This window comes from Angustibacter luteus, assembly GCF_039541115.1.
GTDB lineage: Bacteria > Actinomycetota > Actinomycetes > Actinomycetales > Angustibacteraceae > Angustibacter > Angustibacter luteus.
Genome location: NZ_BAABFP010000004.1, coordinates 63,007 through 80,956, shown reverse-complemented (window position 1 = coordinate 80,956; position 17,950 = coordinate 63,007). Strand labels below are relative to the sequence as shown.

The 17,950-nt window shown below is 72.4% G+C and carries 19 protein-coding genes and 1 tRNA gene; 8 read left to right on the top strand and 12 right to left on the bottom strand.

Going from position 1 to position 17,950, the window contains the following annotated elements; genetic code table 11:
* The first annotated feature begins 47 nt into the window (after nt 1-47).
* Together recR and ABEB17_RS06710 are read left to right on the top strand one after the other, a co-directional pair.
* Nucleotides 48-647, top strand: coding sequence for a recombination mediator RecR (gene recR, locus ABEB17_RS06715; RefSeq protein WP_345715907.1), 600 nt, complete (start codon nt 48-50; stop codon nt 645-647).
* Nucleotides 640-1,239 (top strand): DUF5063 domain-containing protein, encoded by a 600-nt coding sequence (locus tag ABEB17_RS06710; protein WP_345715906.1) that lies wholly within the window; start codon nt 640-642, stop codon nt 1,237-1,239. Before recR ends, ABEB17_RS06710 begins: the two co-directional genes overlap by 8 nt.
* Nucleotides 1,240-1,264: 25 nt before the next feature.
* Here ABEB17_RS06710 and ABEB17_RS06705 read toward each other — a convergent pair whose 3' ends face one another.
* The gene (locus ABEB17_RS06705) at nt 1,265-1,672 is read right to left on the bottom strand and encodes a VOC family protein (RefSeq protein WP_345715905.1); all 408 of its coding nucleotides are present in this window, start codon (nt 1,670-1,672) and stop codon (nt 1,265-1,267) included.
* A gap of 52 nt (nt 1,673-1,724) precedes the next feature.
* Here ABEB17_RS06705 and ABEB17_RS06700 point away from each other — a divergent pair, with 52 nt between their 5' ends.
* Together ABEB17_RS06700 and ABEB17_RS06695 are read left to right on the top strand one after the other, a co-directional pair.
* Nucleotides 1,725-2,375, top strand: a complete 651-nt coding sequence (locus tag ABEB17_RS06700) for a Pr6Pr family membrane protein (protein ID WP_345715904.1) — start codon at nt 1,725-1,727, stop codon at nt 2,373-2,375.
* A gap of 41 nt (nt 2,376-2,416) precedes the next feature.
* Nucleotides 2,417-3,688, top strand: coding sequence for an aspartate kinase (locus tag ABEB17_RS06695; RefSeq protein WP_345716372.1), 1,272 nt, complete (start codon nt 2,417-2,419; stop codon nt 3,686-3,688).
* A gap of 59 nt (nt 3,689-3,747) precedes the next feature.
* On the opposite strand, the gene ABEB17_RS06690 is transcribed toward ABEB17_RS06695, so the two are convergent.
* Nucleotides 3,748-4,803: a 5'-3' exonuclease gene (locus ABEB17_RS06690; RefSeq protein WP_345715903.1), complete on the bottom strand. Its 1,056-nt coding sequence runs from the start codon at nt 4,801-4,803 to the stop codon at nt 3,748-3,750.
* Nucleotide 4,804: 1 nt separating this feature from the next.
* On the bottom strand, nt 4,805-6,610 hold the full coding sequence (locus tag ABEB17_RS06685) for a S9 family peptidase (protein WP_345715902.1): 1,806 nt from the start codon (nt 6,608-6,610) through the stop codon (nt 4,805-4,807).
* Nucleotides 6,611-6,814: 204 nt separating this feature from the next.
* On the opposite strand from ABEB17_RS06685, the gene ABEB17_RS06680 reads away from it, so the two are divergent.
* Complete coding sequence (locus ABEB17_RS06680) at nt 6,815-7,009, top strand: hypothetical protein (protein ID WP_345715901.1); 195 nt, start codon at nt 6,815-6,817, stop codon at nt 7,007-7,009.
* A gap of 7 nt (nt 7,010-7,016) precedes the next feature.
* Here ABEB17_RS06680 and gndA read toward each other — a convergent pair whose 3' ends face one another.
* The 3 genes from gndA to ABEB17_RS06665 form a co-directional block, all read right to left on the bottom strand.
* Nucleotides 7,017-8,462, bottom strand: coding sequence for an NADP-dependent phosphogluconate dehydrogenase (gene gndA / locus ABEB17_RS06675; protein ID WP_345715900.1), 1,446 nt, complete (start codon nt 8,460-8,462; stop codon nt 7,017-7,019).
* 16 nt (nt 8,463-8,478) lie between these two features.
* The gene (locus ABEB17_RS06670; RefSeq protein WP_345715899.1) at nt 8,479-9,003 is read right to left on the bottom strand and encodes a DUF4333 domain-containing protein; all 525 of its coding nucleotides are present in this window, start codon (nt 9,001-9,003) and stop codon (nt 8,479-8,481) included.
* Nucleotides 9,004-9,135: 132 nt separating this feature from the next.
* The gene (locus tag ABEB17_RS06665; RefSeq protein ID WP_345715898.1) at nt 9,136-9,282 is read right to left on the bottom strand and encodes a hypothetical protein; all 147 of its coding nucleotides are present in this window, start codon (nt 9,280-9,282) and stop codon (nt 9,136-9,138) included.
* Between the two features lie 188 nt (nt 9,283-9,470).
* Between ABEB17_RS06665 and ABEB17_RS06660 the strand changes: the two genes are divergently transcribed.
* On the top strand, nt 9,471-10,061 hold the full coding sequence (locus ABEB17_RS06660; RefSeq protein WP_345716371.1) for a response regulator transcription factor: 591 nt from the start codon (nt 9,471-9,473) through the stop codon (nt 10,059-10,061).
* Between the two features lie 27 nt (nt 10,062-10,088).
* Here ABEB17_RS06660 and ABEB17_RS06655 read toward each other — a convergent pair.
* Together ABEB17_RS06655 and ABEB17_RS06650 are read right to left on the bottom strand one after the other, a co-directional pair.
* Nucleotides 10,089-10,165 (bottom strand) — tRNA-Pro (locus ABEB17_RS06655).
* Nucleotides 10,166-10,277: 112 nt separating this feature from the next.
* Entirely contained in the window at nt 10,278-11,207 is a 930-nt protein-coding gene (locus ABEB17_RS06650) for a metallophosphoesterase (protein WP_345716370.1), read from the bottom strand.
* Between the two features lie 42 nt (nt 11,208-11,249).
* On the opposite strand from ABEB17_RS06650, the gene ABEB17_RS06645 reads away from it, so the two are divergent.
* Complete coding sequence (locus ABEB17_RS06645) at nt 11,250-11,708, top strand: GatB/YqeY domain-containing protein (RefSeq protein ID WP_345715897.1); 459 nt, start codon at nt 11,250-11,252, stop codon at nt 11,706-11,708.
* A 9-nt stretch (nt 11,709-11,717) separates the two neighbouring features.
* On the opposite strand, the gene ABEB17_RS06640 is transcribed toward ABEB17_RS06645, so the two are convergent.
* Entirely contained in the window at nt 11,718-14,135 is a 2,418-nt protein-coding gene (locus ABEB17_RS06640; RefSeq protein ID WP_345715896.1) for a transglycosylase domain-containing protein, read from the bottom strand.
* A gap of 269 nt (nt 14,136-14,404) precedes the next feature.
* Here ABEB17_RS06640 and ABEB17_RS06635 point away from each other — a divergent pair, with 269 nt between their 5' ends.
* Nucleotides 14,405-14,737 (top strand): WhiB family transcriptional regulator, encoded by a 333-nt coding sequence (locus ABEB17_RS06635; protein ID WP_345715895.1) that lies wholly within the window; start codon nt 14,405-14,407, stop codon nt 14,735-14,737.
* Nucleotides 14,738-14,846: 109 nt separating this feature from the next.
* On the opposite strand, the gene bagB is transcribed toward ABEB17_RS06635, so the two are convergent.
* From bagB to ABEB17_RS06620, 3 genes are all read right to left on the bottom strand, one after another.
* Nucleotides 14,847-16,004, bottom strand: coding sequence for an ArsA family ATPase (bagB, locus tag ABEB17_RS06630; protein WP_345715894.1), 1,158 nt, complete (start codon nt 16,002-16,004; stop codon nt 14,847-14,849).
* Nucleotides 16,001-17,029, bottom strand: coding sequence for an ATPase BagA (gene bagA, locus ABEB17_RS06625; RefSeq protein ID WP_345715893.1), 1,029 nt, complete (start codon nt 17,027-17,029; stop codon nt 16,001-16,003). The genes bagB and bagA overlap by 4 nt, the downstream gene beginning before the upstream one ends.
* Nucleotides 17,030-17,148: 119 nt before the next feature.
* Complete coding sequence (locus ABEB17_RS06620; protein WP_345715892.1) at nt 17,149-17,943, bottom strand: prolyl oligopeptidase family serine peptidase; 795 nt, start codon at nt 17,941-17,943, stop codon at nt 17,149-17,151.
* Nucleotides 17,944-17,950: the final 7 nt, after the last annotated feature.

Sequence of the window (17,950 nt, the reverse complement as noted above, 5' to 3'; positions counted from 1 at the left end):
GGTGGCGCCGTCCGTGAACGTCGGTGCGAGGACGTAGGCTGCCCGGTGTGTACGAGGGTGTGGTCCAGGACCTGATCGACGAGCTCGGGCGGTTGCCCGGGGTCGGTCCGAAGAGTGCCCAGCGGATCGCGTTCCACCTGCTGGCCGCCGAGCCGGCCGACGTGCGCCGGCTCGTCACGGCGCTCACCGAGGTCAAGGACAAGGTCCGGTTCTGCGCCGTCTGCGGCAACGTCTCCGAGGACGAGCTGTGCCGGATCTGCCGCGACGCCCGCCGCGACCCCACGGTGCTCTGCGTCGTCGAGGAGCCGAAGGACGTCGTCGCCATCGAGAAGACCCGTGAGTTCCGCGGGCGCTACCACGTGCTCGGCGGTGCCATCAGCCCGATCGACGGGGTGGGTCCGGACGACTTGCGCACCCGCGAGCTGATGACCAGGCTGGCTGACGGCGTGGTCACCGAGGTCATCATCGCGACCGACCCGAACCTCGAGGGCGAGGCGACGGCGACCTACCTGGCCCGGCTGCTGCGCCCGATGGGGCTCCGCGTCACCCGGATCGCCTCGGGCCTGCCGGTCGGCGGCGACCTGGAGTACGCGGACGAGATCACCCTGGGCCGAGCCTTCGAAGGACGGAGACTGCTGGATGTCTGACGCACCGCAGAGCCGCGCGCGCGACGCGGTCGAGAACGAGCGTGGCGAGCTGACCCGCCTGGCCGCCGACACCGCGATCGACGTGCGCGCCTACCTCGAGGCGACGACGACCGTGGCCAGCGGCACCAGCCCGGACGTGGCGCTGCCGATCGTGCTGCTCGCCGTCAGCCAGGTGCTGGTGGCCGGTGCCCGGCTGGGCGCCATCGGCGACGTGATCCCGACCGAGCGGTTCGAGCCGGACTCCGGGCCCGAGCCGGACGTCGACCCGCTGCACGGGGCGCTGTCCAACGTGCTGGTCGGGCTGGACGAGTACGCGGACGTCGTGGACCCGGTGGTGTCCGGCGAGGTCGTCGCCGGCTCGCTGTCGGGCGACCTCGCGACCGTCGCCTCGGACCTCTCGCACGGGCTGCGGCACTTCGAGGCCGGCCGGGTGGACGAGGCGCTGTGGTGGTGGCAGTTCTCCTACCTGTCGAGCTGGGGCACCCGCGCGGCCAGCGCGCTGCGCGTCGTCCAGTCGATCCTGGCGCACCTGCGGCTGGACGCCGACGACGAGCTCGTCGCGGACGCCGAGTTCGACGCCCTGCACCCGTGACGGCCCGGCGCCGCTGACCGCCCGCTCAGCCAGCTGAGTCCGGCGAGACCGTGGCGGCGAACAGGTCGACCGGGTTGCCGTCCGGGTCATGGATGACCGCGTACCGCTGACCCCAGACGGCGTCGAACGGCGCCAGGTGCCCGGCGTACCCGAGGTCGGTCAGTCGCCGGTAGTTGACGTCGACGTCCGCCGGGCTGTCGCAGGCGAAGGCGAGGGCGACCCGGTGCCCGCCGGTCGGCGGCGTCCAGCCTGGGTCGAAGCTGCGGATCGTCTCGACCGTGTCGAGCGCTAGGCGCAGACCACCCCCGAGCTCGACCTCGACGTGCGGGGCAGACCCGTCCTCCGGCAGCTCGAGGCCCAGGCGCCGGTAGAAGGCGATGGACGCGGCCAGGTCCGAGACGACGAGCTCGATGACGGCGGGGCGAAGGCTCATGCGGTGACCGTAGCGCTGGTCGCCGACGGCGCGCGTGCGTCAGACTGCGCCTATGTCGGTCCCGGGACTCACGGTCGGACGGATCGCCCGGGTCGGGTTCGCAGTCCTGGACGCCGTCGCGCTCGGGGCCGCGTTCGACGCCCGGACGGGCAGTGCGGGCAACTTCTTCAGCTTCTTCACGATTCTCAGCAACGTGCTCGGGATCGTGGTGCTGCTCGTCGGTGGGCTCCGCGCACCGACCGGACCGAGGTGGGCCGCCCTGCGTGGCGCGGCGACGTTGTACCTCGTCATCACCGGGATCGTCTACGCGGTGCTGCTGTCGAACCAGGACGTCGGGCTCACCGAGCCGTGGATCAACTCCGTGCTGCACCGGGTGACGCCCGTGGTCGTGCTGGTCGACTGGCTGCTGCTGCCTCCGTGGCCGCGGGCGTCGTGGCGCCTGGCGCTGGGCTGGCTCGGGTTCCCCCTGGCCTACTTCGCCTACTCGTTGCTGCGTGGGCCCGTCGTGGACTGGTACCCGTACCCGTTCCTGGACCCCCGCGAGACGGGGGGGTACGGGCGGGTCGCGACGTACGCGGTGGCGCTGGCCGCACTGATGATGCTGCTGTCGCTCGCAGTCGCCTGGCTCGGCCAGTGGCGCGCCACCGCGAGACAGCCGTCTCGCGATCCGGGCGGCGACGTGACGACACCGCCCGCTGGTTAGACTTGACGACGCAGTCGTTTCGCGTCGTCCCGGAGGTCACGGTGGGCTTGGTCGTGCAGAAGTACGGCGGATCCTCCGTCGCTGACGCCGAGAGCATCAAGCGGGTGGCGCGCCGCATCGTCGACACCGCCCAGGCCGGCAACCAGGTGGTCGTGGTCGTGTCCGCCATGGGTGACACCACCGACGACCTGCGCGACCTCGCCCAGCAGGTCTCGCCGCTGCCCCCGGCCCGCGAGCTCGACATGCTGCTCACCGCGGGCGAGCGCATCTCGATGGCGCTCGTCGCCATGGCCATCCACGACCTCGGCCACCAGGCCCGCTCCTACACCGGCAGCCAGGCCGGCGTCATCACGGACTCCGCCCACGGCAAGGCCCGGATCATCGACATCACGCCCGGCCGGATCCGGCAGGCCATCGACGAGGGTCACGTCGCCATCGTCGCCGGCTTCCAGGGCGTCAGCCAGGACACCAAGGAGATCACCACCCTCGGGCGGGGCGCCTCGGACACCACCGCGGTGGCGCTGGCCGCCGCGCTCGGCGCCGACGTCTGCGAGATCTACACCGACGTGGACGGCGTGTTCACCGCCGACCCGCGGATCGTGCCGAACGCCCGGCGGATCGCCCGGATCACCAGCGAGGAGATGCTCGAGATGGCGGCGTGCGGCACCAAGGTGCTGCACCTGCGCTGCGTCGAGTACGCGCGCCGGTACCGGATGCCGGTCCACGTCCGGTCCTCGTTCAGCACGCGCGAAGGCACCTGGGTCATCGACACGGACACGGAAGGTCAGGACATGGAGCAGGCGATCATCTCGGGCGTCTCGCACGACCGCAGCGAGGCCAAGATCACCGTCGTCGGCGTCCCGGACCAGCCGGGCAAGGCCGCCGCCATCTTCCAGGCCGTCGCCCGCGCCGAGATCAACATCGACATGATCGTGCAGAACGTCTCGGCCGCCTCGACGGGCCTGACCGACGTCTCGTTCACCCTGCCCAAGACCGACGGCGTGATCGCGATGTCCACGCTTGAAGGCATCCAGGCCGAGGTCGGATTCGCTGCTCTGCAGTACGACGACCAGATCGGCAAGGTCTCGCTCGTCGGTGCCGGCATGCGCACCCACCCCGGCGTCTCTGCCACCTTCTTTGAGGCGCTCGCGCTCACCGGCGTCAACATCGAGATGATCTCGACGTCCGAGATCCGCATCTCGGTGGTCACCCGCGCGGAGGACGTCGACGCCGCCGTCCGCGCCGTGCACACCGCGTTCGGCCTGGACGCCCTCGAGGTCGAGGCCGTCGTCTACGGGGGCACCGGCCGCTGACCGGCCGGACGTGGATCACGTTCAGCAGTGCCACCCCCGCTTCGCGTGGTGAACGACCCTCAGAACAGGCTGAGCTGGTCGTCCTCGACGACGGGCTCGGCGACCGCCACCGGGGCGGCGGTCGGGCTCGCGACGGCCGGCGGGGCGACGTCCTCCTGCTCGGCGATGCGCGCCCACGAGTCCTCGCCCGGCGGTGCGCTGCCGGTCAGCGCCCACAGGGACGGCCCGAGCCGGATGTCGCGCTCGAGCAGCGCGGTCTGCATGCGCACGAGGTCCATCGGCACCCGCATCGCGTCCAGGCCCGGCATGGGCAGGTCGACGCGCATCGCCATCAGGCGCAGGTTTCGCGTCACGTTCGCCCGGGCCTGCGGCTCGGCCAGGCGCCGGCACGCCGCGGCCCCGACCGCCGCCACGACCTCCTCCTCGCGGCCGCCGTCGATCGCCGCGTACACCTGCGCGACCCCGGGAAACGACTGCAGCAGCTTGGCGGCCGTCTTGGCGCCGATGCCGTTCGCGCCCGGCAGGTTGTCGGACACGTCGCCCCGCAGCGCGGCGTAGTCGCGGTACTGGCCGGCCTGCACCCCGCACAGCAGGGGCAGCCGGGCGGGGGTGAGCAGCGGGGAGGCGTCCACCCCGCCAGCGATGATCCGCAGCACCGACGTGCTCTCGTCGATCAGCGCGAACGAGTCGCGGTCGCTGGTCACCACGGTGCACCGCCAGTCGTGCCCCCGGGCCAGCGCCGCAGCGGACGACAGGACGTCGTCCGCCTCCCACCCCTCGTGCTGGACGACGGCGAAACCGCACCGCCGCAACAGGTCCACGGCTCCGGCCAGCTGCTCCACCAGGTCGTCCGGTTTGGCGGCGCGGCCCGCCTTGTACTCGGGGTACTCCTCGCGCCGGACCGAGGCGACGGGGCAGTCGAAGCCGACGACGACGGCGTCCGGGCCGAGGCGCGCCGCCGCCCCACCGATCGCCGCGACCATCCCACGCAGCCCCCAGGTCGGGTGCCCGGCCAGGTCACGCTGGCCGCTGTGCTCGTGCGCGTGGTGCGCCCGGTGCAGCAGGCTGTTGCCGTCGACGGCCATCAGCAGCGGCGTCCCGGGTCCGGCGCTCATCTCAGGCCCCCAGGTGCGCCAGCACGAAGTCCAGCTCGACGCGCATCTGCCGGACGCGCTCGTCGTCCACCAGCGACCCGTGCCCGGCGTCGTACCGGTACACGCCGTGCGGCACGCCGCGCGCGTCGAGCCGGGCCAGGTAGTTCTCGATCTGCCGGATCGGGCAGCGGGGGTCGTTCTCGCCGGCCAGCACCAGCACGGGCACCTGCACGGCGTCGACGTAGGTGATCGGGCTGGAGTCGACGTACCGCTCGGGGACCTCCGCCGGCGAGCCACCGAACAGCGACCGGTCGAAGGCCTTGAGCCCCTCCATCTCGTCCTCGTACGCGGCGACGTAGTCGGCCACCGGCACGCCGGCGAGTCCCAGCGCCCAGGAGTCCGGCTGGGTACCCAGCCCGAGCAGCGTGAGGTAGCCGCCCCAGGAGGCGCCCGCGAGCACGACCTTGGTCGGGTCCGCGAAGCCGATCTCGACGAGGTGGTCGCGCACGGCGAGCACGTCCTCCAGCTCGACGTGCCCGACCCGCGCCTCCAAGGCGTCGCGCCAGGCCGAGCCGTAGCCCGTCGAGCCGCGGTAGTTGACCTGCACCACCGCGTAGCCGTGGTCGACCCAGGCGCTCGGGTAGGCGCCGAAGGCGTCCACGTCGTGGTGCGTCGGGCCGCCGTGCACCTCGATCACCAGAGGCAGGGGGCGCGGCGGTGCGACCAGGTCGACCGCCGGGCGGCGCAGCAGCGCGTGGATGCGCCCGCCGGGGCCCTCGACCCAGACGTCCTCGACCGGCACGGACGGCGGCGCCGCGGCGCCGGGCGGCGCGAGCAGTACCTCGCCCTCGTCCTGGCGCGTGACGTCCAGCCGGCGCACGGTGGCCGGCTGCGCCGCGGACGACCACCCCGCCCACACCTCGCCGTCGTCTCGCACCGCCATCGACCGCACGGTGCCGGACGTCGGTCCGAACCGTTGCGCGGCAAGGGAATCCAGCTGCACCCGGACCAGCGTGGTGCGGGCCTCGTGGGACAGGGCGACGACCACGCTGCCAGCGTCGGGCCACCAGTCCGCGTCCTCGACCTCGCCGGGCAGGTCGATCGCGACGAGCTGCTCGGCGCCCGACACCGGGTCCCAGACCAGCAGCGCGGGGACGCCGTCGCGCTCGTGCACCGCGAGCATCCGCTGGTCGCCGGCCAGCGGGGAGAAGCCCGCGGGCTCGAGACCCTTACCGGCGCCGTCCCACAGGTCGCCGACCGTCGTCCCGTCGTCCACGCGCACCACCCGCAACGCTGGGTGCCGCGAGTCGCCGTGCTCGCTGTGCGCGATCACCAGCAGCGACTCGTCGCGGGACAGGTCACCGACGTAGGCCTCCTCCTCGTGCTCGTAGAGCACGCGCGCTGCGCCGTCCGCGGCGACCACGTGCACGCGCACGCCGTAGTCGTCGTCGCTGCTGCCGACCACCGCGAGGCCGTCGCCCAGAGCCAGGCCCGAGCTGTACGCGTGCGGCAGCCCGGTCGCGTCCGTGTGCGAGCCCGGCGCCGAGCCGAAGTCCTGCCGCTGCCAGACGCCCTTCTCGTCGCCCTTGCGGTCGTCGAACCACCACAGGGCGTGCCCGCTCGGGTGCAGGATGCCGTGGGCGGTGCCCTCCGGTCGGTCCGTCGCGGGCACGGGCTCGTCGTCCCCGACCGACCACCAGTGCAGCTCGAGGGTGCCCGCCGACGTCGTCGCCGGTACGACCGTGCGCCGGTCGTCGTCGCGCGCGAAGTCGGGCAGACCGAGGCGGCGGGCGCGGAACCGGGCCTCCCAGTCGGGCATCTCGCTCATCCCGGGAGACTAGCGGCGCCCACCGTCACGCCATCCGGGTGGTTCCGGGCCCCGGCAGGCTCAACCTCGCCCGCGCGGCAGCCGATCAACGTCGCTATGAACGGCAAAGGTGCGGTTCTCGCAACCCTGGTGTCGGCCGCCTGCCTGGCGGTCCTTCCGGCGTGCTCGGGTGGCAGCACGAGCGACGAGGTCCTCACGGGACGGGTGACGAGCACCATCCCGGCCTTCTGCGTGGGCGCGGCCGAGGCCAAGGGAATGTGCTTCGTCACCACCGAAGCGGAGGGTACGTCGGAGAGGGACCTCGCCGCCGGCGACTGCGTGACCGTGACCTACGCCGCGACCGAGGGCACCGCGAGCACGGCGAAGGCGACGAAGGTCAGCAAGTCCGACCACTGCTGACGGCGCCTCAGGCCTCGTGCTCGACGAGGTCCTGCGACCACTCGGTGTGGAACGTGCCGTCCCGGTCGACCCGGCGGTAGGTGTGCGCGCCGAAGTTGTCTCGCAGCCCCTGGATGAGGGCCGCCGGAAGCCGAGGCCGGCGCAGCGCGTCGAAGTAGGCCAGGGACGACGAGAACGCCGGGGTCGGGATGCCGGCCCGGGCCGCCGCCGCGACCACGCGCCGCCAGCTGTCCACCCCGTCCTGCACGGCGGCGGCGAAGTAGGGCGCGACCAGCAGGGTCGGCAGGTCCGGCTGGTCGTCGTACGCCTCCCGGATCCGGTCCAGGAACTTGGCCCGGATGATGCAGCCGCCGCGCCAGATCGTCGCCATGGCACCGGGGTCGACGTCCCAGCCGTACTCGTCGCTGCCCGCTGCGATGTGGTCGAAGCCCTGCGCGTACGCGACGACCTTGCTCGCGTACAGCGCCTTGCGGACGTCGTCCGTGAACGCCTGCGGGTCGTCAGCGAAGCCCTCCTCGGCGGGCGTGGCGAACGCCTGCGCGGCGGCGGCCCGCTGCTCGGCGTGCCCGGACAGTGACCGGGCGAACGTCGCCTCGGCGATGCCGGTGATCGGCACCCCGAGCTCGAGGGCGTTCTGCACGGTCCAGCGGCCGGTGCCCTTCTGCTCGGCCTGGTCCAGGACGACGTCCACGAAGGCCTCGCCGGTCGCGGCGTCCGTGTGCGCCAGGACGTCGGCGGTGATCTCGATGAGGAAGGACTCCAGGTCGCCTGAGTTCCACTCACGGAAGGTGTCGGCGATCTGGGCGGGCGCCGCCCCCAGGCCGCTGCGCAGCAGGTCGTAGGCCTCGGCGATGAGCTGCATGTCGGCGTACTCGATGCCGTTGTGCACCATCTTGACGAAGTGCCCGGCGCCGTCCGGGCCGACGTGCACGCAGCAGGGCGTGCCGTCGACCTGGGCGGCGATGGACTCGAAGATCGGGCCGAGCTTCTCGTACGACTGCGCCGACCCGCCGGGCATGATCGACGGCCCCTCCAGGGCGCCCACCTCACCACCGGACACCCCGGCGCCGACGAAGTGCAGGCCGTGCTCGGACAGCGCCTGCTCGCGGCGCCGCGTGTCGGCGAAGTGCGCGTTGCCGCAGTCGATGACGATGTCGCCCTCGTCCAGCAGGGGCACGAGCTCGTCGACCACCGCGTCGGTCGGCCCACCGGCCTTGACCATGACGATGATCGCCCGTGGTCGCTCGAGGCTCGCGACGAAGTCCTCGAGGCGCTCGCTGGGAACGAAGGTGCCCTCGTCGCCGTGCTCGGCGACCAGGCTCTCGGTGCGCGCGTGGGTGCGGTTGTGCAGCGCGACCGTGAAGCCGTGCCGGGCGAGGTTGCGGGCGAGGTTGCGGCCCATCACGGCCAGGCCGGTGACGCCGATCTGCGCGGGAGCGTCCGGGTTCGTCATCCTGCGACGCTACGCGCTACTCCTCGAAGACCTTGAAGTGCCCCTCGGCGTCCTGGAAGTCGACGGTCACGTTCTCCTCGTAGTCGTCAACGACGCCGTGGCAGGTGGTCTGCGCGTCGTAGTCCACTCGTGGGGTGTCAGGGCAGTCCATCGAGTCGACGCTCCAGCCCTCGTACTCGAACACGTGCTGGACCTCCGCCGCGAGCGCCTCCCCGGAGTAGGGCTGGCCCGCGACGACCTGCGGGGCGGTGCCCTCGAGGTCGCCCCCGGCGTCGATGCCGACGCCGGACACCATGGTGACGACGAACACCACGAGGACGCCCAGGCAGGCCAGCGCGGCGAGCACCAGGGCGACGATCGCGATGACCCTGGTCGCGCCGGACTCCCCGCGCGGGGGCTGGGCTGGCGGCTGCCAGGACGACGTCGGAGCGTACGGCTGCTGGTACTGCGGGTACTGCTGGTGCGCCGGCAGCGGGGACGGGGACGCGAACGCCTGCGTCGGCTGCGTCGGCTGCGTCGGCTCGGGGGGTGGCGTGCTCACGCGGCGATTATGCGCGAGCGGCGGCCGCGGTACGCACGACACGAGGGGACGAGAAGGGTGAGGCACCGAAATTCAGCCCCCGCGGTGCCCCACCCTCGTCCAGGCGCGCCGTCGCGTGCGGCGCGACGTCCGCTAGAAGACCCGACGTCGCGAGCCGCCGATCGGCACGAAGTTCAGCACCAGGCCGACGAGCAGCAGGATGACCCCGATCCAGAGCAGGACGTGCAGGCTGGCGACGACCAGCCCGACGATGATCAGGATGATGCCGAGGAGAATCATGAGGTGCCTCTCTCATTGGGGCTAAGGCGCTGTCCGAGACGGACGCGCACCCTAGAGATAACCACCCTAAGGGTGGGGTGGGTACACCCCTAGGTAGGTAGAGTTGCCGGGTGGCAGCCGAGCCGAGGACCCCGATCACCGTCGCCCTGGTGGATGACTACGACGTCGTCCTGGCCGGCGTCGCCCGCATGCTCGAGCCCTACCGGGACCGCGTCGTGATCGCCGAGCTGGATGCGAACGAGCCCGTTGACGACCTGGTGGACATCGCGCTGTACGACTCCTTCGCCCAGCCGGAGTCCGATGCCGCCGAGATCGGCGTGCTGGTGGCCAACCCGCGGGCCCGGCGGGTCGTGGTCTACACCTGGAACTTCCACCCGGACCTGGTGGCGAGCGCGCGCGACAAGGGCGCGCACGGCTACCTGTCCAAGACCCTCGCGGCGCGCGAGCTCGTGGACGCACTCGAGGCGATCCACGCCGGCGAGAACGTCACGACGGAGGGACCGCCACGGGCGAAGGTCGCGACGGGGCTGGACTGGCCCGGCCGCGGCGAGGGTCTGACGGACCGGGAGTCGGAGATCCTGGCGCTGATCACGCAGGGCAAGAGCAACGCCGAGGTCGCCGCGCTGACCTACCTGAGTCCCAACACGGTGAAGTCCTACATCAGGACGACGTACCGCAAGATCGGCGTCGCGAGCCGCTCGCAAGCGGTGCTGTGGGGGGTCAAGCACGGTTTCGTGCCCGACCACCACCGGATCGAGCACTGGCGCGGCGGCCCCTGAGTGCCGGGCCGGTCGCCGAGATTGACGTGGTCGGGGTGACAGGATTTGAACCTGCGGCCTCTTCGTCCCGAACGAAGCGCGCTACCAAGCTGCGCCACACCCCGTGGCTGTGCTCCGACGTCCAGCGGGCTGGTCGAACGGAGCCACGTCATCGTAGCCGAGCCGAGGCACATCCCTGAAACCGGATCCCGTGCGGACCCCGGCCCGAGGCGGACGTCAGGGGGCGGTGAGGGTGAGCAGCGACGCCTCGGGGCGGCAGCAGAACCGGAACGGCGTGTACGGCGAGGTGCCCAGGCCGGCGCTCACGTGCAGCCAGGCGGCGTCGTCCGGGGGCAGGTGGTCGGCCGCGACCCGGCCGGCGCCGGTCCACCAGCGACTCACCCCGCGGGCGCGCCGGCGGTCCAGGTCGCAGTTGGTGACCAGCGCGCCGAAGCCCGGCAACCGCAGCTGGCCGCCGTGGGTGTGCCCGGCCAGCACCAGCCGCGCACCGTCCGCCGCCATCGCGTCCAGCGCGTGCGTGTACGGCGCGTGCAGCACCCCGACGGGCAGGTCGACGGCGTCACGCGCGGACTCGGACGGCGCGGGGAACCGGTCGTAGCCCAGGTGCGGGTCGTCGACCCCGACGAACGACAGCGCCAGACCGCCGACGTCCAGCCGGTCGCGCCGGTTGTCCAGGTCCAACCAGCCCGCGTCCAGCAGCCCGTCGACCAGGTCCTGGGTAGGCAGCCGCGCGCCGGTCAGTCGCTTCTTGCCGCCGTGGCGGAGCAGGTACCGGGCAGGGTTCTTCGGCACCGGCCCGTAGTAGTCGTTCGACCCCAGCACGAACACCCCGGGGCGCTCGAGCAGCGGGGCCAGGGCGTCCAGCACCGCGGGGACGGCGTCGACGTGCGCGAGGTTGTCGCCGGTGTCCACCACCAGGTCGGGTTCGAGCGCCGCCAGCCCGCGGACCCACTCGCGCTCGCGGCGCTGCCACGGCGTCAGGTGCAGGTCGGACAGGTGCAGCACCCGCAGCGACCGCGAGCCCGGCGCGAGCACCGGCAGCTCGTAGCGGCGCAGCAGGTAGGCCCGGCTCTCGACCACGGTGCCGGCCACGAAGGCGGCACCGAGCCCGACCAGGCCCAGCGCGGCACGGGCAGGCACAGGGATCACAGTGGTTCATCCTGCCATCGGCTGACAGACTCGCTGGACATGAGCGCTCTGAAGGACCAGCTGCGGGCCGACCTCACCTCCGCGATGCGCCAGCAGGACGAGGTGCGGGTCGCCACGTTGCGCATGGTGCTGACCGCCGTGACCAACGAGGAGGTCGCCGGGGACGTCGCGCGCGAGCTCAGCGACGACGACGTCCAGGCCGTGCTGCGTCGTGAGGGCAAGAAGCGGCGCGAGGCCGCCACCGCCTTCGCCGACGGCGGCCGGGACGAGCGGGCCGAGCGCGAGCGCGCCGAGCTGGCCGTCGTCGAGGAGTACCTGCCCACCCAGCTGGACGACGACGCCCTGGCCGCGCTCGTGACCGCGGCCATCGCCGAGACCGGCGCGGCCGGGCCCGCTGGCATGGGCACGGTGATGAAGGTCGTGCAGCCGCAGGTCGCCGGTCGCGCCGACGGCGGCCGGGTCGCGGCCGAGGTCAAGCGCCAGCTCGCGTCCGGCTGAGCCGCCCGGTCAGCGCGGCTTGCGCGTGTGCGTCGGGTTGGGGTTCGGGAACCCGGTGATCGTCGGGTTCGGGGTGTTGCCCGGGCCCGGCTGGTTCGGGGTGGCCGGCGGCACGCCGGTGCTCGGGTAGATCGTGACCGTCGTCCCGGCCGTCGCCCGTGACCCGGCGCCGGGGCTGGACTCCGCGACCTGCCCGGCCGGGACGGCGCTCGGCTTCGGCGCGCCGACGGAGACCGAGAAGCCGGCCCCCTCGAGCGTCCTCGTGGCGGCCTCGATCGACTGACCCGTCACGGACGGCACCGTGATCCGCTCGCCGTAGGTCATCTTGGACGACGGCTTGCCGAAGTTCTCCACCGCCAGCTTGGCGCTGGCCGCCTTCATGAAGGACTGCCAGATGGGCGCGGAGACGGTGGCGCCGTACAGCTGCCCGCCGTACGAGCCCTTGCCGGTGTTGATGTTCTTCATCGGCTTGCTGGCGTTGGGGTGCCCGAACCACACGGCGGCGGCGAGCTGGGGGGTGTAGCCGATGAACCACAGGTCCGTGGAGTTGTTCGTCGTGCCCGTCTTGCCGGCCGCCGGTCGCCCGATCCCGCGACCCGCCGCGGTGCCGTGGGTCAGGACGCCCTGGAGCGCACTGGTGACGCCGCGGGCGACGTCTTCCTTGATGGCCTGGTCGCACGCCGACTTGGGCAGCGCGATCTTCTTGCCGCCCAGCGTCGTCGCCGACGTGATCGACACCGGCGGGCAGTACTGGCCGTCGGCTGCGAACGCCGCGTACGCGCTCGCCATGGTCAGCGGCGCGATGGTCTCGATGCCGAGGGTCAGCGAGCCGTAGGGCCGGATGTCGCTGCTCGGCTTGCCGTCCGGCTGGTCGGCCGCGGACGGCTGGGCCAGGTGCACGCCGAGGTTGCTGGCGATGTCGGCGACCTTGCAGATCCCGACCTCCGCCTCGAGCCGGACGAACGCGGTGTTCACCGAGTGCGCGGTGGCGTCCGCCAGGGTCATCGGGCCGCGCTCGTGGCCCTCGCTGTTCCCGGGGTCGTAGTTGCTCGGCCGCAGGTCCTCGCAGCTGCCGGGCTTGAACTCGCTGCGCTGGAACTTGTACTTGCCCGGAGGGGCGTCGACGATCGAGTTGAGCGACTGCCCGTCGTCCAGGGCGGCCGCCAGGGTGAAGGCCTTGAACGTGGAGCCGGTCTGGAACCCGCTGCCGCCGTTGTAGGTCTTGTCCACGTTGTAGTTGACGGTGGTCTTGCCCTTGGTGCGGCCGTACCTGGTGCTCTGCACCATGGCGAGCACCTTGCCGGTGCCCGGTTCGACGACGGACATGGCCGCCGCGACCTTGCTCTTGTTGGTGGGGGCGACCTTGCTCGAGACGGCCTTCTGCGCCTGCTTCTGCGCGGCCGGCTGCAGGGTGGTCTTGATCGTCAGGCCGCCACGCATCATCAGCGCCCGGCGGGCCGCGGTGGTCGGGCCGAAGGTCTTGCTGTCGAGCACCTGGTTGTAGATGTAGTCGCAGAAGTACGGGTACGGCGAGGTGTCGCAGCCGTTGCCGGCGGGCCGCACCTTCAGCCCGATCTTGGTCTTCACGGCGGCGTCGTGCTGCTTCTGGGTGATGACCTTGGTCTGCAGCATGCGGTCCAGGACGATGTTGCGGCGGGCCAGCGCGGCCTTCGGGTTCTTGCGGGGGTCGAAGCGACCCGGCTGCTGGACCAGCCCGGCGAGCATGGCGGCCTGCGGCAGGGTCAGCTTGGCTGCGGTGGTCGAGAAGTAGTGCCGGGCGGCCGTCTCGACGCCGTACGCGCCGTCGCCGTAGTAGGCGATGTTCAGGTAGCCCTGAAGGATCTCGTCCTTCGTCATGTTCTTCTCGAGCGTGATCGCGTACTTCATCTCCTGCAGCTTGCGCCCGAAGTTCTTGTCCACCGCCGCCAGCGCGCCCTCTTCGTCGCCGGCGGACAGCGCGTTCTCCTGCAGGGTGAGCTTGACGAACTGCTGGGTCAGGGTGGAGGCGCCCTGGCCGGACTCGCCGCTCTGCGCGTTGCTGACGGCGGCGCGCAGCACGCCCTTGGGGTCGATGCCGCCGTGCTCGCGGAAGCGGGTGTCCTCGATCGCGATCTGCGCGTTCTGCATGATCATGGCGACCTTCTTCAACGGGACCACGATGCGGTTCTCGTTGTAGAAGGTGGCGATGACGTGGTCGTCGGCGTCCAGGATCCTGGACTGCTGCGCCAGCGGGCTCTGCTCGAACTCGGTGGGCAGCGCGTCGAAGAACTCCACGCCCGAGCGGGCGGTGGCCCCGGCCGCGCCGACCGAGGGCATGAACAGCCCGGCGCCGATCAGGCCGGCGACCAGAGCGGTGCCGATGAAGGCTGCGAGCAGGGCGATGATGCCGGCAAAGCCGCTTCCGCGGTCGTCGGTCCGCATCGTCATCCGTGCTCCTCTTCTGGGCGTGCAGGACCCGTTTGGGCCTCATCAAGGGTAACCCGACCTGCCTCAATACCACGATTCCTGCGGGCGTGAATGGCAGAAACGCTGATTGTTGCCGTCGAAATGACTAGTCATCGTGGCCCGCAGGAATGGCCGGATCGGGTCATAGCCCGACCAGGTGGTGCACACCTACCGTCGAAGTACCGGGGATGGGGCACCACCGCAGCGGGCGTGCAGCTCGTGGGTGGACACAGCAGAGGGTGAGTACGGGGATGACGGAGACAACCAGCAGCCAGGTCTGGGAGCGCGACTGGGCCGCACGTGGGTCGTGCAGCCAGGTCAACCCGGACGACCTGTTCGTCCAGGGCGCCGAGCAGAACCGCGCGAAGGCCGTCTGCATGGGCTGCGTCGTCCGCACCGAGTGCCTGTCCGACGCCCTCGACAACCGCACCGAGTTCGGCGTGTGGGGCGGGATGACCGAGCGCGAGCGCCGGGCCCTGCTCAAGAAGCGCCCGAACGTGCAGTCGTGGCGGCGCCTGCTCGAGACGGCCCGGGCCGAGCACCTCAGCTCCGGCGTGGCCGACGACGACTCGCTGGCGGTCTGACCCCCTCGAACCACCGGGACCAGAGCACGAGACCAGAGAAGCGGGGCACCTGACGGACGTCGGGTGCCCCGCTTCTCTGCTCTGGACGACGTCCGGCCGCCTGGGCGGGTCAGCCGGCGAGGTCAGCGCCGATGTCGCGCAGCCCGGGCAGGTCGTGCACGTCCTGAGCGCGGGCCCGCACCCGGCGTACCGGCACCGTGCGGTGCGCCCCGGTGAAGCGCTCGCTGATCTGCTGCTCCCGCTCGGCGACGCGCACCCGGTCGGCGTGCAGCCGCAGCAGCTGCTGGGTCAGCGTGTGCCCGCTGCCCTCGCCGAGCGCCTCGGCGGCGGCGAGCGCCCGCTCCGCCGAAGGCGCGCCAGGCGCCACCTCGTGCACCCGGTTCAGGACCAGCCCACCCAGCGGCATGTCGTCCCGCGCCAACCGCTCCACGAAGTAGGCCGCCTCGCGCAGCGCGTCCCGCTCGGGGGCGGCGACCACCAGGAACGCCGTCCCCTCGTGCTGCAGCAGCTGGTACGTCGCGTCGGCGCGCTCGCGGAACCCGCCGAACATCGTGTCCAGCGCCGCCACGAAGGTCTGCACGTCCTTGAGCACCTGCGCGCCCAGCACCTTGGTGAGGGTGCCGGTGACCGCGTTCACCCCGGCGGAGAACGCCTTCATGTACGCCCGGCCGCCCTTCTTCGCGGGCGCGGCGAGCAGCCGGATGAAGCGGCCGTCCAGGAACGAGCCGAGCCGGGCCGGGGCATCCAGGAAGTCCAGCGCGGAGCGGGACGGCGGGGTGTCGACGACCACGAGGTCCCAGGTGCCGTCCTGGTCGGCCTGCGCGCGCAGCTGGCCGAGCTTCTCCATGGCCATGTACTCCTGCGTGCCCGCGAACGAGCTCGACAGCGCCTGGTAGAAGGGGTTCGCCAGGATCTGCTGGGCCTTGTCCGGCGTGGAGTGCGTCTCGACGATCTCGTCGAACGTCCGCTTCATGTCGAGCATCATCGCGTCGAGCCGCCCGCCGGCCGAGGTGTCGACGCCGGCCACCTCGCGTGGGGTGTTGTCGAGCTCCACCAGCCCCATCGACTGGGCCAGTCGGCGCGCCGGGTCGATGGTCAGCACGACGACCGAGCGGCCCTGCTCGGCAGCCCGCAGGCCCAGCGCGGCCGCGGTGGTGGTCTTGCCGACCCCGCCGGACCCGCAGCAGACGATGATCCGGGTGCCGGGGTCGCGCAGCAGGGCGTCCACGTCGAGCTGCGGGCTCGGACGCCGGGTGGTCGGGCTCATGCCATCCCCTGCTCACGCAGCAGCTCGGCCAGCCGGTAGAGCGTGCCGACGTCCACCAGCTCGCTGCGTGCGGGCAGCTCGTAGACGGGGCGGGCGAGGGCGTCGATCTCCTGCCGCTCGCGCTGCTCCAGCAGCACCCGCTGCGCGTGCTCGGTGGCCTCCGTGACCAGCACGTCGACGTCCGACTCGGCGTGGCCCAGCCCGGCCGCCTGCAGCCCTCGTCCGATCTCGGCCCGGTTCACCTTGCCTTTGGCAGCGCTCGCCAGCCGGCCGGCCGGCAGGATCGGCTCGCGCACCTGGTTGACCACGACACCGCCGACCGGCAGTCCGACCGCGCGCAGCGACGCGACGCCGTCCAGCGTCTCCTGCACCGGCATCTCCTCGAGCAGGGTGACCAGGTGCACGGCGGTCTGCGGCGAGCGCAGCAGCGTGGTGATGGAGTCGGCCTGGTGCCGGATCGGGCCGACCCGGGCGAGCCCGGCGACCTCGGAGTTCACGTCCAGGAAGCGGGTGATCCGCCCGGTGGCGGGGGCGTCCAGCACGACCGCGTCGTACACGGGCCGGCCGCCGCTGCGTCGGCGGACGGCCTCGTAGACCTTGCCGGTGAGCAGGACGTCGCGCACGCCTGGCGCGATCGTGGTGGCGAAGTCGATGGCGCCGAACCGCTCCAGCAGCCCCCCGGCGCGGCCCAGCTTGTAGAACATCTGCAGGTACTCGAGCAGCGCGGCCTTCGGGTCGACGGCCAGCGCGAACACCTCGCCGCCGTCCAGCCCGTTCGCGATCCGCACCTCGTCGTAGCCGGGCTGCGGCACGTCGAACAGCTGCGCGATGCCCTGCCGCTCCTCGACCTCGGTCAGCAGCACCCGCTTGCCCCGCTCGGCCAGGGCCAGCGCCAGGGCGGCCGCGACGGTCGTCTTGCCGGTGCCACCCTTTCCGGTCACCACGTGCAGCCGGACGCCGTCCCAGTCGCGCTCGTGGACGTCGCCGGCGGTCGCGGAGGCAGTCGCAGCGGCGGTCGTGGGCACCTGCGAAGGCTACCTAGCCTTCCGCGAGCCCGCCCAACCCCACGATCGTGGCAACGACGCATCGCCGGCGATGCGAGGTTGCCACGATCGGGTGGGGGCGGCTGGGTGGGGGCGGCGGGCTAGGGGGAGCGGGCGAGGGCGTCGATCGCGGCCAGCTCGTGCGGCCAGGCGGTGGACTGGGGGTCGATCCAGGCGAAGTGGTCGGTGCCGGCCAGGACGACGAGCCGCTGGCCGGTCGCGGCGCAGTACGACTCGCTCAGCGCGAGGGGCGCCACGTCGTCCGCGTCACCGTGCAGCGCGACCACCGGGATCGCGGGCGGACCGAGGCGGGTCGGGTCGGCGGCGGCGTACCGCTGCGGGACGTCGACCCGCGACCCGCCGAGCAGGACGTGCACGGCGGGACCGCCGGGGCCGACGTCCAGTCGCAGGTCGTCGGCGAGCGTGAGGTCCAGGACGCCGGCCAGGCTGACCGCGCCGACGACGCCGGGCAGGTCGCGGGTCGCCGCCGCCCAGGCCACCAGGTGCCCGCCGGCGCTGTGCCCGACGAGCACCGTGCGGGCGGGGTCGACGTCCATGCCGGCCTGCTGGGCCGCCCCGGCGACCAGTCCACCGACCTGCTCGAGCGCGGCGGCGACGTCCGCGGACAGCTCGTCCCAGCCGTTCCCCGACCCGGTCCGGCGGTACTCGATCGCGGCGACGGCGTAGCCGGCCGCAGCGAGCCCGACGCACTGCGGCCCGGCGTGCGTGCGGTCGTACTCCTCGCGCCAGTAGCCGCCGTGCACGACCACGACCAGCGGGGCGGCCGTGGCGGCCGCCGGCCACCGGACGTCGATCACGTGCTCGGGCAGCGGGCCGTACCGCAGCACCGCGTCAGGCGGGGGAGCGGGCTGGTCGAGGACGCCGCGGGAGCTCACGGGACCA

Bases quoted from the DNA above. Each gene is read 5' to 3' on its own strand.
- ABEB17_RS06710 (WP_345715906.1), top strand. From the start codon at position 640: ATGTCTGACGCACCGCAGAGCCGCGCGCGCGACGCGGTCGAGAACGAG.
- ABEB17_RS06705 (WP_345715905.1), bottom strand. From the start codon at position 1,672: ATGAGCCTTCGCCCCGCCGTCATCGAGCTCGTCGTCTCGGACCTGGCC.
- ABEB17_RS06700 (WP_345715904.1), top strand. From the start codon at position 1,725: ATGTCGGTCCCGGGACTCACGGTCGGACGGATCGCCCGGGTCGGGTTC.
- ABEB17_RS06690 (WP_345715903.1), bottom strand. From the start codon at position 4,803: ATGAGCGCCGGACCCGGGACGCCGCTGCTGATGGCCGTCGACGGCAAC.
- ABEB17_RS06685 (WP_345715902.1), bottom strand. From the start codon at position 6,610: ATGAGCGAGATGCCCGACTGGGAGGCCCGGTTCCGCGCCCGCCGCCTC.
- gndA (WP_345715900.1), bottom strand. From the start codon at position 8,462: ATGACGAACCCGGACGCTCCCGCGCAGATCGGCGTCACCGGCCTGGCC.
- ABEB17_RS06665 (WP_345715898.1), bottom strand. From the start codon at position 9,282: ATGATTCTCCTCGGCATCATCCTGATCATCGTCGGGCTGGTCGTCGCC.
- ABEB17_RS06660 (WP_345716371.1), top strand. From the start codon at position 9,471: ATGCTCGAGCCCTACCGGGACCGCGTCGTGATCGCCGAGCTGGATGCG.
- ABEB17_RS06645 (WP_345715897.1), top strand. From the start codon at position 11,250: ATGAGCGCTCTGAAGGACCAGCTGCGGGCCGACCTCACCTCCGCGATG.
- ABEB17_RS06640 (WP_345715896.1), bottom strand. From the start codon at position 14,135: ATGACGATGCGGACCGACGACCGCGGAAGCGGCTTTGCCGGCATCATC.
- ABEB17_RS06635 (WP_345715895.1), top strand. From the start codon at position 14,405: ATGACGGAGACAACCAGCAGCCAGGTCTGGGAGCGCGACTGGGCCGCA.
- bagB (WP_345715894.1), bottom strand. From the start codon at position 16,004: ATGAGCCCGACCACCCGGCGTCCGAGCCCGCAGCTCGACGTGGACGCC.